Below are 15,799 nucleotides of genomic sequence, written 5' to 3'. Positions count from 1 at the left end.
GCTGCTTACTTCTTAAGTGTATCCTTAACTAGGGCGTGTCCTCAATTCAATCGATAGTAATCTAAATGGGTTAAAAATGGCTAAATCTGGTCAAATGAGGACACGCCCTAGCTGCTCAATTAACCTTTCAACTGCTGACAGCTTGTATTCAATTAAAACAGCCTATCTCATGATTGGCTGTTTTTTTATGCAGTGTTAATAAGGCGTTATAATCAAGCCAAGATAGAAGCTGCAAGATAGTAACTCACGACTACTAGCACTAAAACATGGATTTGGGAACTGTTTTTAAAAGATGTAATAAAAATAAACATTTTATTACATAGTACAGTAGACACAGCGTTATAGTGAGCAATCTATCCTGAGCTTTTAGACGTTGCATAAGAAGCTTTGTAATAGAGCTTAAATGATATTTGACAGTTTTTTGGCCACATCTGTTTTATACAAAAAAAGAAACCAAGCTTACTAAGAGGTACGTTGTATGGTAAGTAAAACCGCCAAACCCGCTTCGAAATGGCTACTATTACCAAGCATGCTAGTAGCAAGCCTAGCGTTGGGCGCTTGTCAAAAATCCACTGCGCCTGCTGATGGCGACACGGTGGATCGTCATGAAGCGGCGGTAACCAGTGAAACAGATGGCGATACGCCAATAGACGAGATGAATGTAGAGAATACGGATACAGACGATGGCCGTGATGATAAGCTGACGGTAGAGCAAAAAATGATCGAAAACCTATCGCGCTATCGTTGGACGCTATCGGATATTCAGAATGCTGGCAGTGGGCCCTCAGTGTCTATGCTGGCTGATATCAAAGACCAAGTATCATTACTGTTTAATCAAAATCAAGGGCAAGACACTTTGAGCTATAGCGTTGGCTGCAATGCTATGAGCGCAGTTTATCAGCTGCAGGGTAATACGTTGACCACCGAAGAGAGCATGAGTACACAAATGCTTTGCCAAGATCTCAATGAGGCTGAAAATCGTCTGAACACATTGATGCAGGGTACGAGTGAGTTGAGCGTGACGACAGATGAGCGGCCCTTACTCACGCAAGTGACCAGCGATCAGGTGACGTTGACTTGGAAAGGGCGGCTGACCTCACAGGCGAAATATAATAGCAAAGGAAAAACCGTCTTTTGGGCCGTCAACGCCAAAAAAGCCCCTTGCACCGCTGAGGGGACGCAGCAGTGTTTGCAAGTCAAACCCATCACTTATGATGATCAAGGTATCAAGACCAGTGAAGGTAAATGGGCTGCGTTCACGGGCGAAATCGAAGGCTATCAGCATGACGGCAAGCATGATGAAGTGCTGCGTCTCCAGCGCTATCTGTTGGATACCGAAGACGCAGTATCAACAGGTGAAGAGTACGCTTATGTACTCGATGCTGTGATAGAAAGTAGTGTGGTAGAGTGAGGCTTTTACAGTAAGTTGGTTGGTCGTTTTGGCTATTTAAAACGAGGGCGAGATAGCCAAAATGATTTAAAAAAACACGCGTTCAAATGACGCGTGTTTTTTTATGTCTGATAACTTGTAGACAAATAGCTTGATGACCTAACGTAAATTGCCCAAGTCTTCTTCTGTTAGCCGCCAGCGGCCTTTTTTCTTAGAGCTGCCGCGCCCGCGCATGGCGCTGTTTAATATCAGTTTGTTCATCGAATGGCTGGAGTGAGCATGACAAATCGCACAAGCAAGGCCGTCGGCGGCATCTTGCTGTGGCACGACGTCTAACGATAGTATACGGCATACCATCTCCTGCACTTGCTCTTTGGCCGCTGCGCCATAGCCGCAAACCGCCTGCTTGATCTGACGAGCAGTGTACTCCGACACCTCTAAGTCTAGTGCTACCATCGCTGCGATGGCGGCACCGCGGGCTTGACCGAGCTTCAGCGCTGAGTCTGGGTTTTCGGCCATAAATACTTGTTCGATTGCCGTATGAATTGGCTCGTCAGTATATTTTAGATGGTGCTGAGTAATACGCGTCAACCCATTAAAAATACGCTTTAAGCGCTCAGGCATCTCCTTAGTCTCTGTGCGAATGGTGCCTGCATCGATATAGGTCAGTCTGTCGCCGGTTTGTTGCACGATGCCATAACCGGTCATACGCGAGCCTGGGTCAATCCCAATAATAATTGCCATAGTATTCCGTCTTACTTACATTTTGTTTTATATCTTAAAAATCCGCTATAAGTTTGATAGTATAGCAATCAATCCCCATATACATCATATGTTAGCCATCTTAATTTGTATGGCGCTTTATTTATTGGTTTTTATTTTATAGGACGACACTTTATGGGTCAGATCGTTGGTATCGCCATTGTTTGGTTTATTATTGAGATGCTGCTGTGGTATTTGCTTGCCCAGTTTATGAGTGGCTGGTGGGTATTTATGTGGTTTATCATCGCCGCTGTCATCGGTGTGTCACTGATGCGCAAAGGCATGGCGGCGCTCAACCCGATGGCGCAGCAGATGAAAGCAGGTGGCATGATGAATCCAGCGATGCGCCCGCAAGAGTCTACCATGCTAAAGAGTGTGGCAATGGCGGCAGCCGGTATTTTATTACTGATACCAGGGGTGCTCAGTGATTTACTAGCGTTATTGGTTGTGTTACCCCCTGTACAAAAAAAGCTGAAAGATGCGGCCAACAACTATGTCATGAACAACCAGCAAAAAATGATGGAAATGATGGCAAAACAAATGGGTGGACAGATGGGCGGTCAAAACCCATTTGGTGGCATGGGCGGCCAAAACCCGTTTGGCGGTGCAGGTGGTATGGGTGGTCAAAACCCCTTTGGTCAGCAGTCGCAAAATCCGTTTGGCGATGTCTTTAAACAGCATACTACCGTAGATGGTACGGCCAAAAGCGTGCCTAAAGATGTGAAAAAAATCACCAAGTCTGCCAATGATGAATCATAGTAAGTAGTAAAGCAGATAGCAAAAAGCCCCTTTCGTGCTGAGCGAAAGGGGCTTTTTGCTAGTCTTGATGGCTTATTTATCCTTTGTATTTTACAAGCGATAAAATAAAGAGAAGACCGAATAGAACAACCGAAGTGCCGCCGTAAGATGGTGACCCATGAACCGTGAAGTTCAGGGCGGATGCGTCACTACCTCTGCAGGTTTCCTGATACACCGCAAGCGGTGCAGGCATACACAATGAGGCAATAGGTACCACATCCTAGTAAAGCATTATCGGCTCAGGGAATAAACATCTACTAGCCAACACTTCAGAATAGTTTCATCTTAACCAATGAAAAGTGTGATTGCAAGTAGCAATTACAGATTGCTACGTAGTGAAAATTTGTCAGTTTTTCAGCAATTTTCAGATATGTGCTAATATAGAGGGCTTTCAACACCCTAAGACAGCATTATAGGCGTTCATTCACTTGAGGAGCGGTAATATATGACCACGAACCAGCAACCATCAGAGTCTATCGATGACAATCAGGCACCACTTAATGACAAAAACGGCGGACAAAATAAAAAAACACCGCATGTTTTGATGATATTGGACGGCTTTGGTCATCGTGAAGAAGATAAGGATAATGCCATTGCTGCGGCCAATATGCCAAACTTGGATAAAATCTATCAGCAATATCCACATGGCCTGATCTCTGCCTCTGGAGAAGATGTGGGCTTACCAGATGGTCAGTTTGGCAACTCAGAAGTGGGACATATGAACCTCGGCGCTGGCCGCGTCCTGTATCAGGACTCAACGCGTATCTCAAACGAGTTGGCTAACCGTGAGTTTTATAAAAATCAAGCGCTGGTCGATGCAGTAAAATCGGCAAACGACTTGGGTGGTAATGTGCATATCATGGGCTTGCTTTCTGATGGTGGGGTGCACTCGCATCAAGACCATATCGAAGCGATGTGTCACTCAGCGCTGGTACATGGTGCCAAAAACGTCTTTGTGCATTGTTTTTTAGATGGCCGCGATACGCCGCCTAAGTCTGCTGATAAATATATCGATCGCTTGCGTGATCATGTCGGTAAGCTCAACGCCCACTACGAAGGTGGCCGCGTACAGATTGCCAGTATCATCGGGCGTTATTATGCCATGGACCGTGACAATCGCTGGGAGCGCGTCCAAAAAGCCTATGAGCTGATCACTGAAGGCAAAGCTGATCGCTTGGCAACGCGTGCTGATGGTGCTGTACAAGCCGCTTACAAAGCGCGCGAGACGGATGAGTTTGTCAGTCCGACGACCGTGATTGGTCGTGATGAAGTGCCTTATACAGTTGAAGACAATGACGCGCTGATCTTTATGAACTTCCGCGCTGATCGTGCTCGCGAGCTTACCCAAGCGTTTGTGCTGCCAGATCATGAGTTTTCAGGATTTGCCCGTCAAAAGCAGCCAAAGCTGGCTGCCTTTGTCATGCTGACCAAATACTCTGATGTGCTGGCTGACAACCCGCACACCAGCATCGCTTATCATCCCACCTCATTGACCAACACTCTTGGCGAGTATTTGCAAAACATTGGCAAAACGCAGCTACGTATCGCCGAAACGGAAAAGTACGCTCATGTGACGTTTTTCTTTAGTGGTGGCCGCGAAGAGGAGTATGAAGGCGAGACCCGTATCCTAGTACCATCACCTGATGTGGCCACTTATGATCTGAAGCCTGAAATGAGCGCCCCTGAAGTGACGGATAAGCTGGTCGAGGCGATTGAGTCTGGCAAGTATGATGTGCTAGTGGTCAACTATGCCAATGGTGATATGGTCGGACACACGGGTATCTTTGATGCCGCGGTGCAAGCGGTAGAGGCGCTCGATGTCTGTATTGGCCGTCTTGAGACTGCTGTGCGCGCGGCTGGCGGCGATATGCTCATCACCGCTGATCATGGCAACTGTGAGCAAATGCAGGACTATGAAAGTGGGCAAGTGCATACTCAGCATACCACCGAGTTGGTACCGCTGATTTATATCGGCGAGCAAAAATTCACGGTGCGCAGTGGGGGTAAGCTCAGCGATATCGCTCCAACTATTTTGACCCTGATGAGTGTGGATACACCAGCTGAAATGACAGGTAAGAGCCTACTGGTTCCAGCGTCGTAAGTCTGCTTTATGATCATACGCCACCCTCATGAGTAGCGGCGTGTTGCTCATTGCGGTGAATGACGATACTGTGGCTATGCTGTGAGTTGTGCTGTAGCGGTAATATGGCTATGGTACGATAAGGACAGACAGACGTTGTACCGCCATATTATAAGGAGAGATCATGATTGTCTCTCCTTTTTTTTGCTATATTTTTAGGTATTTTTTTATTGTCACGACCGCAGTCTACTAATGACAGTTAACGATTCACATACTGAGGACTTGCAATACACTACTAGTCTTAGCTCTGCTCTTGATGCTATCTTATAAAGTCGCTATCACAGATATTTTTATAATAAAAATTACGATATTTTATGATTAACACGAGTATTTTATGCGTCCTATTTATGCCATACGCTCTTTTCTCATCAAAAAAATCAATCGCGATATCAGATGTGTACCTAGCACGCCTGCTGTATATAAGCCTGTCTTTATGGCAGCGCTGCTAGGGCTGGTCGGTGTCAATTTCTCTCAAGCGGCCGCGGCTCCCAGTCATCATTCGGCGCAGAAGCTGCAACTGATTGGCTTAAATACGGATGAGATAGACCCTGCAGAAGACAATCTATCAGATATCGCCGACATGCTAGAGGCAGCCGACGACATCGATGATTCGATAGATAGCGTTGCCGATGAAAGCGTGCTCAATGACGAGGCCGAGGTAATCGATACCGCGATACCGCCGGAGGTCGCGCATGTGTCATTGAATGCCATTTCTCCTGAGACGCTCAAGACCTTTGTCGCTGTGGTCGATTTGGTGCGCCGTGAGTATGTCGATGCGGTCAACGACGAGACGCTGTTTAATAATGCCATGAGCGGTATGTTGACCAAGCTCGATAGTCATGCTGAGTTTTTGGATGCTGAGGCTTATGAAAACCTGCGTGCCTTTACCGAAGGCGACGTAGGCGATGTCGGTATCAAGGTCAGCTATCAGCCACAAGAAGGCTACTGGGTCATCACAGAGGTCATCGATGATTCACCTGCTGACAAAAAAGGCATCGCAGTCGGCGATTATTTGCATCAGGTGGGTGAGTTTAAGCTTGATGAAAATCGCCAAACCAACGACGTTGAGCAACTGCTGACGGGTATCGCTGGCACGCAAGTAGATGTGGTGACTTCTAAAGCGGGTCGCCGTAAACACACTACTACTTTGCAGCGAAATAACAGCCATCCGCAAACCATTGAGATAGAGCTGGTCGATGGTATTGCGGTGGTTAGGCTACCAGCCTTTCAAAACGATAGTCGTGACAGGCTGCTTGAGGGCTTGATCAATCTAGACGCGCCGGTTTCAGGCATTTTGTTGGATCTACGTGACAATCCAGGCGGCGTGCTTACCTCGGCGGTGAATGTCGCCAGTCTGTTCATGAATGATACTGATGTGGTGCAGGTACAAGCGCGCCAAAACGACGAGCCGCGCGTGCTGTCAACGACAGGTGAGGCCATCCTTAAGCCTCTACCTATGGTGGTGCTACAAAATCGCTACTCGGCTTCGGCGGCCGAGGTGCTTGCCAGTAGCCTGCAGGCGCAGCAGCGCGCCACTATCATTGGGGAGGTCAGCTATGGTAAAGGATCGGTACAGTCGGTGATTCCGCTAAACGATGAGCAAGCGGTCAAACTGACGGTCGCCAACTATATGACCGCCACGGGTCAAAAGATAGATGAGATCGGAGTGACACCTGATGTGATGCTCTCTGGAAATGAGAGCACATGGCGACAGCAGGCTCTTGAGCTGATCAAAGAGCGCGCCTTAACGTCAGGCGTTCGTTTTGTCCGAAAGCCCAACCGCGCACAGTGAGCCCAATCTAAGTCATATAATGGTCGCCCATGCCATAGATCGTCGCTGGTCCTTATTCAAGCTGGTCTTCATCGATTTCTAGTTTTTTCATGCGGTAACGTAAAGAGCGAAAAGTCGTGCCCAGAAGTTCAGCGGCTTGGGTTTTATTCCAGCCTGTTTGCTTTAGTGCGGTGATGATCAGCTGTTTTTCTTGCGCTTGTAAATAATGCTCTAAGCCTTGGGCGGGTAAGCCTGCCTCGTTAATATTTGTTGTCTCGTTTGGCGCTTGTGCGGCCTGATGAGTCGCTGCCAGCCCTTTGGAAGTCTTTATGGTTTCGGCGCTGTCGCCCTGCGCCGTTTCTGGGTGATTGGCCGCCGCACCTTTGATGACAGAAGGGTAGTGCTGAGTATGGGTGCGATAAGGATGCAAGTTGCTGGCCGAAGTCGGGGCTTGGATAGGTTGACCCTTCTCATCGTATGCTGCTGAGCTGTCTATAGGCGCCATTTGTTCCGATGGGCTGTTTGGTAAAAGCGTGTCTGCTGTAGCAGGATGAGTGCGGGCGGCAGGTGTTTCAGCTGTTGGTGCTGCGCCTTGCGTAGCTGTGTTTACCGCATGTGGCTCTGTATCCGCCGGCGTCAACGCTGGCAGGCCCAGATGGTTTATATCGATATTTGGCGTTTCTGCTAGGGTTACTGCACGCTCCAGCAGGTTACGCAGCTCGCGCACGTTGCCTGCAAAGTCGTGATGTTGCAAACGCTCACAGGCGGCTGCCGTCAGTGACGGCGGCGCCTCCAATTGCCACTCTTCAGCGATCAAGGCCAAAAAGTGTGTCGCTAGTACAGGTATGTCATCACGGCGCGCGTTGAGCGTCGGGAGTTTTAATTCAATGACGTTGATGCGGTAGTAGAGATCTTGGCGAAACGTGCCAGCCTGCACGAGCTGGGATAAATCTTTATGAGTTGCAGACAATATGCGAATATCGACAGGTATCTCTTTGGTATCACCGATGGCTCTTACCGTTTTTTCTTGAATGGCGCGCAGAAGTTTGACTTGCATCGCTAGCGGCAAGTCAGCCACTTCATCTAAAAATAAAGTCCCGCCATTGGCTTGCTGAAACAGGCCTTGTTTGTCAGCGACCGCGCCCGTGAAGCTGCCTTTTTTATGGCCAAAAAATTCTGACTCCATCAGCTCGGAGGGTATGGCGCCGCAATTCACAGGTACAAAGCTACCATCACGGCGTGGACTGAGATCATGAATCAGTCTGGCGACCACTTCCTTACCTGTACCCGACGCCCCTGATAAAAACACCGGTGCTTGCGAGCGCGCCATTTTTAAAATGGTGTTTTTCAGTGGTAGCATCACCGCTGAGTCGCCGATCAGCCTACTATCGAGGAGTTTTTGCGCAGGGGTACACTCAGGAGCGGCCTCGGGGTCGTCACCTTGGTGAGTGACTTTGAGGGCGTTTTCGACCAGTTGGCGCAGGCGCGGCAGCTCAAGTGGTTTATTGACAAAATCAAAAGCGCCAAGCTTGAGGGCTTCGATGGCCAGATCCATACTACCGTGCGCGGTAATAACGGCAATGGGTGTGTTGGTGCTGCCACTGATTTCTTTGACCAGCTCCAGCCCTGAGCCGTCAGGGAGCTTGAGATCCGTTAAGCAAAAGTCATACTCGCGCTCTTGCCAGTATCCTCTTGCTTGTGACAATGTATAAGCCACATCACTTTTGATGCCCATCTTGGTTAAAGTGATTTGCATTAATCGGCACAGATCTACTTCATCATCAACGACTAGCGCGGTTTTTGTCATACATCATCTCATCGTATTCGGTAGCGAAAAATTATCAAAGCATCTATCACAATTGCAGTTAAGTGCTTACAAATGCTCAGCTTATCAGTGCGATATTGGTACACAAATAGTAAGGTCGTACCAATGCGTTTTATACATGGGAGCAGGCATTGATGGCAGGTGCGATGAGGCGAAAGCAGGTTTTTGTGTGTTCAGGCACATATAGCAGGCGAGCTTGATTGGCTTCGCAAAAGGCTTGTGATAGATACAACCCAAGTCCTGTCCCTGCTTGATCTGTGGTAAAAAACGGATTGAACAAGTGCGGTAAATCATGCTCGCGGACCCCAGTACCACCATCTAAAATATCGATTATAACATCGTTATCTGCACAATAAATCTCGATTTCCACAAAGGCATGAGGGTGGGCGTAGCTACTATGACGCAAACCATTGTTGATTAAGTTGATCAATACTTGCTCTAGTTGGTGGGTGTCAAAGGAGATGGTCGGCTGGGTCTTAACACGCAAAAACACGTCATGCCCCTGAAAATGGTTTTCTAAAAATGCAGGCATCCATTCGGCAAGTACGATGGGCTGCTGGTTTGCTTGCTGCTGACGCGACAGCTGTAAGATGTCTTCTATAATGCGATTGACGCGTTTGGTCTGCGAAAATATCATTTTATACAGCTCATGATTGGCTGCGATGTGCTCATCACTATAATCAGGGGCAGGGCTTGTCATGTTATTTGCTGGTGGGTGACAGATTTCTACGACGTCCTCCATGAGCAACTGGCTGGCTTGTGAGATGGTGGCCAGTGGGTTTCTAATTTCATGAGCAATACTGGCCGTCAGCTGTCCTAAAGACGCCAGTTTTAGCTGCTGAGCGTTGGCTTGCTCACGGCGCAAATCTTCGAGCATGACCAGTTTGCTGCCGTCTTTTAGAGGGATAATCTGTACACGTAGCTTGCCAAACACCGATACATTGGCCATGGCAGGTAAGTCATAAGTAAAGGTACGCGACTGTCCTGCTGCGACAGTCAAGCAGGCTTGAAGCAGCTGCGGATGCTGCTCGTCAAGTTGCTCTTCAAAATCTGCTAATTGGGTAGCAGATGCGCGATCGAGCCTGCGCCTATCATTTGGCGTACGACTTTCGCTGGTAGTAGGTAAGGTGAGTGATGGACGATGAGGGATACTGAGCAGCTGATACGCGGCAAGATTTGCCAGCACGATGTGCGCCTGATCGATGACAATAACGCCATTGACCATTTGAGTGATGACTTCTTGGTTGATGACATTTAGGCGCTCGACTTCCTTGGCATGACGGGCGGCCACTTTTTCTAACTGCACTAGGCGCTGAGAGATAGACCAGCTCAAGCCACCCACCGCCAAAAAACTGGCGGACATCAGCAGCGCATCGCCTAAGTTGGTCAAGCTCATACTATTGGCAATGGCATAAAAAAACTGCTGATAAATAACAAAAATAATCGCCAGTAAGGTGATGATCAATGCTTGAGAGCTGTGAAGTAGCATAAAGCTTGCCGCTACCACTACCATATATAGCATGGTCAGCTGCAAGTCAGGCGCACCTGCGGTATAAAGCAGCAAGCTTAAGATGATGACATCCAAAGCCAAGCCAAAGGCCAGCTGCTGGCGCATGTGTTTGTTGACCACATAAAACAAACCGAGCAATATCATGCTAAGCAGTACATAAAAGCTCAGGGTGGTTTGTTGCAAAAAACTGGGCAAAGACGCGCCGCTATCAGCACGTGCGGTGATATAGACCATGAGCATAGAAAACAAGCTCACAGCAAAGCGATAACTGCTATAAATCAGTCCTAATTTACGCAGCTGTGGCAATGGCAGGGTGTCATTGGGGGGCGCTGAGCGGGTGATGGTCGAGAAAAAACGAATAGCAGGTTTCATAAATTCACCGTCATGGGACAATCAGTACTTGCTGGCTTACAGTGCTGTCTGGCTTAGCTGGTTGACTTACTAAGCAGGCAAGTAGGCGAAGATTATGGCTGAATCAGACCATGACGAATCGCTAAATGTGTCAGTTTGACATCGCTATCGACCCCGACTTTTTCATAGATACGGTAGCGATACGTATTGATGGTTTTGACACTGACAAACAGCTGATCCGCGATTTGCTGCGGGCTTTGGCAGTTGACGACCATCATCGCTACTTGTTTTTCGCGATCACTGAGCAAATCAAAGGGCGAGCTGGCATTGTCTGATAGCAAGACGTCTGCTAACTGCTCTGCGACATCTTGGCTAAAATAGCGGCCCCCTTGATAGACTTTTTTTACCGCCCGTATCATCTCGTCTAAGGGTGTGCCTTTGGTAATATAACCGTTGACCCCAGCTTTGATCAGCATAGAAGGATAAGGCTGCGCCGACATACTGCTGACTGCCAAAATCTTGATACCCATGTCTAATTGGACCAAACGTTTGGTGGCTTCAAGCCCGCCAATATTGGGCATATTGACATCGAGTAATACCACATCAGGGTGCAGCTGTTTGGCCATTTTGATCGCCATGTCGCCGCTATCGGCCTCACCGACTACCTCAATATCCGCACTGTCTGACAACATACGGCTGATACCCATACGTACCAAATCATGATCATCGACTACCAATACTTTAATCATCACTATACTCTTTACTATTTGTCAGAAGAAGGGATGTTGCCTAGCATAAATCACAGACAAAAAACTGTCTAAGGTATTTTTTAGTTTTTGACGATGTAAAATACTGCTAATATATTATGTGGATATTGTTGTTTAATATATCAAATTTTGAATAGTTGCCATGCTTTGGGTTAAGATATATTGCTGAAATGTGAACCAATGTTTCTATAATATAAAGTGGTTGTAGCAAAATTTGAATTGGGACAAAATAAACCATTAAATCAGCTTGATACATTAAACTTAAAAGCAAACCATGATACACTAAAAATACAAAAACTCTATACGAGTACTTACAAACCTATTCATAAACACTATGAACGTTTTTGGCGTCAGATCGTATGTATCTGGGGTGATAGCGACAGCAGGAGGCACAATGAAGCAATTACCATTAACCAAACAGCAACTGATCGCTGCCATGATTTCACTGAGTTTGGGTGGTGTGGCACAAGCTGCACTTACGATTAATGGTAGCGCTGATACAGAATCTAGCGCGCGTATCAGCTGGGGCGGTGCCGATAGCTTGTCTGAAGCCCGTAAGATTATGTACAAATCGACAGGCTCTGCTATCAAGAAAGTCGATACCGGTTATGGCACCACCAATATCACCAATACCAACAGCTTTGGCAGCAGCAATAATAGCTATACCAGTAGCAATCGCTACAACACCACCTATCGCGGCGCCTTTGGCAGTAGTGATATGATTCCGATCAGTACAGACTCGCGTAGTGTAGCTGTAATCGATGCTGAAACAGGCGAGTCTATCTACGAAAAAGACGCGGATATTGCCCGTCCAATGGCCAGTATCACCAAGATCATGACCGCGATGGTGGTACTAGATGCCGGTCTGGATATGCGTGAAGAGATTATCTTAGACGCAGAAGACTTCGTCGGCCCCAAACGCGCAAGCTCTCGTCTAAAAGTAGGAGATCGTCTCAACCGTGCCGAAATGCTACTCATGGCCTTGATGAAGTCAGAAAACCCAGCCGCAAAGAGTCTGGCGCGTAACTATCCAGGTGGATATAGTGCCTTTATGCGAGCGATGAACCGTAAAGCGCAAGACTTGGGTATGACGACTGCCTTTTTTGGTGATCCAACGGGTCTTGACAAGCGCAATGTGGCCTCATCAAAGGATTTGGTCAAGATGGTACGCGCTGCGGGTAATTACGATGTGATTCGCCGCTTCTCCACCACCAAAAGCTATGATTTCTTTGTATCAAATTACTCTCGCGGCAACCGTACATATAAAGCCAACAATACCAGCAGCTTAGTACGTGAGGGTGGCTATCCTATTGGTATCTCAAAGACCGGCTTTATCAATGAAGCGGGGCGCTGTGTGGTCATGGAAACGCGGGTCAATAACCGCCCAGCCATTATTGTTATTTTGGGCGCAAACAGCTCAGCCACGCGCTGGGGCGATGCCAAAAATATCTTAAACAGCTTGGCCACGCGTCGTACTGTATAAGTGCGGAGTACCATGTAAGTGCAGATTACTGTATAAGTGCGGATGGCACTGATGTCAGTATACAAACACATATACGCACGTATATAGAGTAAAAATAGACAGGTAAAATAATTCAAAGGGCTGTTATATCATATAACGGCCTTTTTTATATCAAAAAGGATACTCGTGGTATGAATCACTTGCAATCGGCTGTCGTACCTCAGCTTTATTTACTGACGAACGACGATGAGTTTGAGCGACTCTATCAAAAGCTAGAGGCCGCGCTGGCAACAGGGCTGGTCGGTCTGCTGCAAGTACGCCGTAAAAAAACAGCGGCATTGCCAGATGGTGCGGCAACACTGTTGGCAGAAGCCAAGCAAATTGTCGAGCTGGCACGAAGATATCAGGTACCAGTCGTGGTCAATGATGATAGTGCGCTGGCGGCCAAGCTCGGTGTCGGGGTACACCTAGGTCAGCAAGATGGCAAGATGGTCGATGCCAAGCGCCAAATAAGTCCGGATCAGATTATCGGTCGTACATGTCATGGACAAGTGGCGCTGGTCAAAGAAGCCAAGCAGCAAGGCGCAGACTATGCGGCCATGGGTGCTGTTTTTGCTTCTACGACCAAGCCCAAAGCTGATATCATCTCGTACCAGCAGCTAAAAGAAGGCTGCCAGCAAGGCATCGATATCTGCGTGATAGGCGGGTTAAGTGCTGAGAATGTCGGCGCGCTGGCAGGTTTGCCCATCAAATATGTGGCTGTCGTTGGAGATATTATGGATTTGCCTGTTGCGCAGATAGCACCTCGTTGTCAGCAGTGGCAGCAAGCGTTTGCAAAGTGGCATGCCGCTGCCGGTGACATAAAGGCCTGATGACCAAGTATCGTCAACTCAATATAAAATCGTCCTAAAGTAGGTTAACTATATAAATAAGCCACAAGACGAAATAAGTCACAAGGATAAGTCAAAAGCCATTCGCTATTTGGCGTGTTGCATACATAACGTAGCATAGGGCAGGGCTTCTAGGCGCTGCTCTTCGATTGGCTCGCCGCATACTTCGCACTCTCCATAACTACCGTTTTCGATACGGCTTAGCGCGTTTTCTACATAAATTAGACTTTGACGCGCCTCAGCCATGAGGTTTTTTCGCATGTCGTTTTGACGGTAGGAGATGGCTTGGTCTTCCCAGTGCTCATTGAGGTCGTCCTGTGGGTTTTGGATATGTTCTTCGATTTTGTCGATGCGAGTTTCGTACTCTTCTTTGAGTTTTAATAGGTTTTGTTTTGCTGTTTTTAGATCGATACTCATGGTTTTCTCCTAGTAGGTTGTTGTTATTATTCACTCAACAGTTAGGCTAGCGCCTGTGTTTGGCAGAGCCCGCGTTTATTCTGGTCTAGCCTAAGGTCATCATAGTGTAGATTTATCATAAACAGCGCAATCCATGAGTGCCACCACGAAATGTTACTGGTTTTATAAAATGCTGATTTTTATCATCAGTTTGTCGAGCCGGTTTTGTGTGATTGTCTGCTGAGTAATATTTAATCCACGCTTTGATAGGAGAGCGTGGCAGAAAACTGCTAGAATACACCGCCACAAATTCTTACTAGAGTGTTTTTGATCGACTTGAGCGCTACCACTCAGGCGGCATAGTGCGGCATCGTATCGATGGTGTCAGTTTTATTTAGGATTGACCATAAATATGTGGTATTAGGACTTATCGAGCAGTCCACTGTAGATTAACAATAGATGATGTAGAGGAGCAGTTAATGAATTTTTTGCGTATGAGTGAGCTGAGCTTAACGGACAAGGTTGTATTGATTCGAGAAGACTTAAATGTGCCAATCAAAGATGGCAAAGTCAGCAGTGATGCGCGCCTACAAGCAAGCTTACCTACCATTAAGATGGCGCTAGAAAAAGGTGCGGCTGTGATTGTCTGCTCACATCTTGGGCGGCCAACCGAAGGCAGCCCTGAAGCCATTTATTCATTGGCACCGGTCGCTGATTATCTTAGCGACAAACTGGCTGCGCCTGTGCGGTTAGACACTGACTATCTGACTCAAGGCGTGTCTATCAAAGCAGGTGAAGTGGTGCTACTAGAAAACGTCCGTTTTAACAAAGGCGAGAAGAAAAACGAAGCTGCTTTGGCAAAAAAATACGCAGATTTGTGCGATGTGTTTGTGATGGATGCCTTTGGTACCGCGCATCGCGCGCAGGCATCGACAGAGGGCGTCACTCAAGCCATGCACCAAGCAGGCAAAAAGGTCTGCGCAGGGCCGTTGTTGGCAGCAGAGCTTGATGCGCTAAGTTTGGCGTTAGAGACACCAGCTCAGCCGATGCTGGCTATCGTGGGTGGCTCAAAGGTATCGACCAAGCTTGAAGTGTTGCATAGCTTAGCTGAGGTATGTAGCCAAATCATCGTTGGTGGCGGTATTGCCAATACATTTTTGGCGGCGCAAGGTCATAGCGTTGGTGCATCATTGTATGAAGCGGATTTGATCGATAGCGCTCGCGATATTATGAGCAAAACTGAGATTTTATTGCCTGAGTTTGTGGTGGTGGCCGATAAAGACGATATCGACTTTGCCGACTTTACTGGCTCATTACAACAAGCCACTGCGACCATTAAGTCGGTCGATGCCATCGGCGACAACGACATGATATTGGACATCGCGCCAAAAAGCGCTGAGCGCTTGGCTGAGGCTATTATCAATGCTAAGACCATTTTATGGAATGGTCCAGTTGGAGTGTTTGAAGTGGATGCTTTTGGGCAGGGTACGCAAATATTGGCCGCAGCGGTCAAAGATAGTGCTGGGTTTTCTATCGCAGGCGGCGGTGATACGCTAGCTGCCATTGATAAATATCAAGTGGCGGATGGCGTCAGTTATATGTCTACAGGTGGCGGCGCTTTCTTAGAATTTGTCGAAGGTAAGGTGCTGCCTGCAGTTGCTGCTCTGCAAATAGACGCGTAAACCTTTAACGTTACTTAGTACGTTGGTAACACTAGATGTACAGCCATGATGAATC

12 protein-coding genes and 1 other RNA gene are annotated in these 15,799 nt (G+C 47.5%); 7 read left to right on the top strand and 6 right to left on the bottom strand.

Translation table 11 applies throughout. From position 1 onward, the window contains the following. Positions 1–478 precede the first annotated feature (478 nt). Entirely contained in the window at positions 479–1,411 is a 933-nt protein-coding gene (locus tag JFC05_RS08800) for an META domain-containing protein (RefSeq protein WP_198336607.1), read from the top strand. Positions 1,412–1,549: 138 nt separating this feature from the next. On the opposite strand, the gene ruvC is transcribed toward JFC05_RS08800, so the two are convergent. Next, entirely contained in the window at positions 1,550–2,134 is a 585-nt protein-coding gene (gene ruvC / locus JFC05_RS08795; RefSeq protein WP_198336606.1) for a crossover junction endodeoxyribonuclease RuvC, read from the bottom strand. A gap of 153 nt (positions 2,135–2,287) precedes the next feature. On the opposite strand from ruvC, the gene JFC05_RS08790 reads away from it, so the two are divergent. Then, positions 2,288–2,911 (top strand): FxsA family protein, encoded by a 624-nt coding sequence (locus JFC05_RS08790; RefSeq protein ID WP_075100654.1) that lies wholly within the window; start codon positions 2,288–2,290, stop codon positions 2,909–2,911. A gap of 122 nt (positions 2,912–3,033) precedes the next feature. On the opposite strand, the gene ssrS is transcribed toward JFC05_RS08790, so the two are convergent. Then, a non-coding RNA gene (gene ssrS, locus JFC05_RS08785) (6S RNA) lies at positions 3,034–3,229 on the bottom strand. 166 nt (positions 3,230–3,395) lie between these two features. On the opposite strand from ssrS, the gene gpmI reads away from it, so the two are divergent. Further along, entirely contained in the window at positions 3,396–5,051 is a 1,656-nt protein-coding gene (gene gpmI, locus JFC05_RS08780; RefSeq protein ID WP_198336605.1) for a 2,3-bisphosphoglycerate-independent phosphoglycerate mutase, read from the top strand. Between the two features lie 373 nt (positions 5,052–5,424). Next, complete coding sequence (locus JFC05_RS08775; RefSeq protein WP_198336604.1) at positions 5,425–6,882, top strand: S41 family peptidase; 1,458 nt, start codon at positions 5,425–5,427, stop codon at positions 6,880–6,882. Positions 6,883–6,934: 52 nt separating this feature from the next. On the opposite strand, the gene JFC05_RS08770 is transcribed toward JFC05_RS08775, so the two are convergent. The 3 genes from JFC05_RS08770 to JFC05_RS08760 form a co-directional block, all read right to left on the bottom strand. Beyond that, positions 6,935–8,668 (bottom strand): sigma-54-dependent transcriptional regulator, encoded by a 1,734-nt coding sequence (locus JFC05_RS08770; RefSeq protein ID WP_198336603.1) that lies wholly within the window; start codon positions 8,666–8,668, stop codon positions 6,935–6,937. 130 nt (positions 8,669–8,798) lie between these two features. Next, on the bottom strand, positions 8,799–10,568 hold the full coding sequence (locus tag JFC05_RS08765; protein ID WP_198336602.1) for a sensor histidine kinase: 1,770 nt from the start codon (positions 10,566–10,568) through the stop codon (positions 8,799–8,801). Between the two features lie 92 nt (positions 10,569–10,660). Further along, positions 10,661–11,296: a response regulator gene (locus tag JFC05_RS08760; protein WP_075100658.1), complete on the bottom strand. Its 636-nt coding sequence runs from the start codon at positions 11,294–11,296 to the stop codon at positions 10,661–10,663. Between the two features lie 412 nt (positions 11,297–11,708). Here JFC05_RS08760 and JFC05_RS08755 point away from each other — a divergent pair, with 412 nt between their 5' ends. Both JFC05_RS08755 and JFC05_RS08750 read left to right on the top strand, forming a co-directional pair. Further along, positions 11,709–12,797 (top strand): serine hydrolase, encoded by a 1,089-nt coding sequence (locus tag JFC05_RS08755; protein ID WP_198336601.1) that lies wholly within the window; start codon positions 11,709–11,711, stop codon positions 12,795–12,797. Positions 12,798–12,967: 170 nt separating this feature from the next. Further along, complete coding sequence (locus JFC05_RS08750) at positions 12,968–13,648, top strand: thiamine phosphate synthase (RefSeq protein ID WP_198336600.1); 681 nt, start codon at positions 12,968–12,970, stop codon at positions 13,646–13,648. A gap of 105 nt (positions 13,649–13,753) precedes the next feature. On the opposite strand, the gene JFC05_RS08745 is transcribed toward JFC05_RS08750, so the two are convergent. After that, the gene (locus JFC05_RS08745) at positions 13,754–14,083 is read right to left on the bottom strand and encodes a TraR/DksA family transcriptional regulator (RefSeq protein ID WP_075100661.1); all 330 of its coding nucleotides are present in this window, start codon (positions 14,081–14,083) and stop codon (positions 13,754–13,756) included. Between the two features lie 458 nt (positions 14,084–14,541). Here JFC05_RS08745 and JFC05_RS08740 point away from each other — a divergent pair, with 458 nt between their 5' ends. Next, positions 14,542–15,744, top strand: a complete 1,203-nt coding sequence (locus tag JFC05_RS08740) for a phosphoglycerate kinase (RefSeq protein WP_198336599.1) — start codon at positions 14,542–14,544, stop codon at positions 15,742–15,744. Positions 15,745–15,799: the final 55 nt, after the last annotated feature.

Source organism: Psychrobacter celer (assembly GCF_016107555.1).
Classification (GTDB): domain Bacteria; phylum Pseudomonadota; class Gammaproteobacteria; order Pseudomonadales; family Moraxellaceae; genus Psychrobacter; species Psychrobacter celer.
This window is presented reverse-complemented; position numbering and strand designations above follow the sequence as displayed.

Excerpts from the sequence above, each read along its gene's own strand:
- JFC05_RS08800 (WP_198336607.1), top strand. The coding sequence starts at position 479 with ATGGTAAGTAAAACCGCCAAACCCGCTTCGAAATGGCTACTATTACCA.
- ruvC (WP_198336606.1), bottom strand. The coding sequence starts at position 2,134 with ATGGCAATTATTATTGGGATTGACCCAGGCTCGCGTATGACCGGTTAT.
- JFC05_RS08790 (WP_075100654.1), top strand. The coding sequence starts at position 2,288 with ATGGGTCAGATCGTTGGTATCGCCATTGTTTGGTTTATTATTGAGATG.
- gpmI (WP_198336605.1), top strand. The coding sequence starts at position 3,396 with ATGACCACGAACCAGCAACCATCAGAGTCTATCGATGACAATCAGGCA.
- JFC05_RS08775 (WP_198336604.1), top strand. The coding sequence starts at position 5,425 with ATGCGTCCTATTTATGCCATACGCTCTTTTCTCATCAAAAAAATCAAT.
- JFC05_RS08770 (WP_198336603.1), bottom strand. The coding sequence starts at position 8,668 with ATGACAAAAACCGCGCTAGTCGTTGATGATGAAGTAGATCTGTGCCGA.
- JFC05_RS08765 (WP_198336602.1), bottom strand. The coding sequence starts at position 10,568 with ATGAAACCTGCTATTCGTTTTTTCTCGACCATCACCCGCTCAGCGCCC.
- JFC05_RS08760 (WP_075100658.1), bottom strand. The coding sequence starts at position 11,296 with ATGATTAAAGTATTGGTAGTCGATGATCATGATTTGGTACGTATGGGT.
- JFC05_RS08755 (WP_198336601.1), top strand. The coding sequence starts at position 11,709 with ATGAAGCAATTACCATTAACCAAACAGCAACTGATCGCTGCCATGATT.
- JFC05_RS08750 (WP_198336600.1), top strand. The coding sequence starts at position 12,968 with ATGAATCACTTGCAATCGGCTGTCGTACCTCAGCTTTATTTACTGACG.
- JFC05_RS08745 (WP_075100661.1), bottom strand. The coding sequence starts at position 14,083 with ATGAGTATCGATCTAAAAACAGCAAAACAAAACCTATTAAAACTCAAA.
- JFC05_RS08740 (WP_198336599.1), top strand. The coding sequence starts at position 14,542 with ATGAATTTTTTGCGTATGAGTGAGCTGAGCTTAACGGACAAGGTTGTA.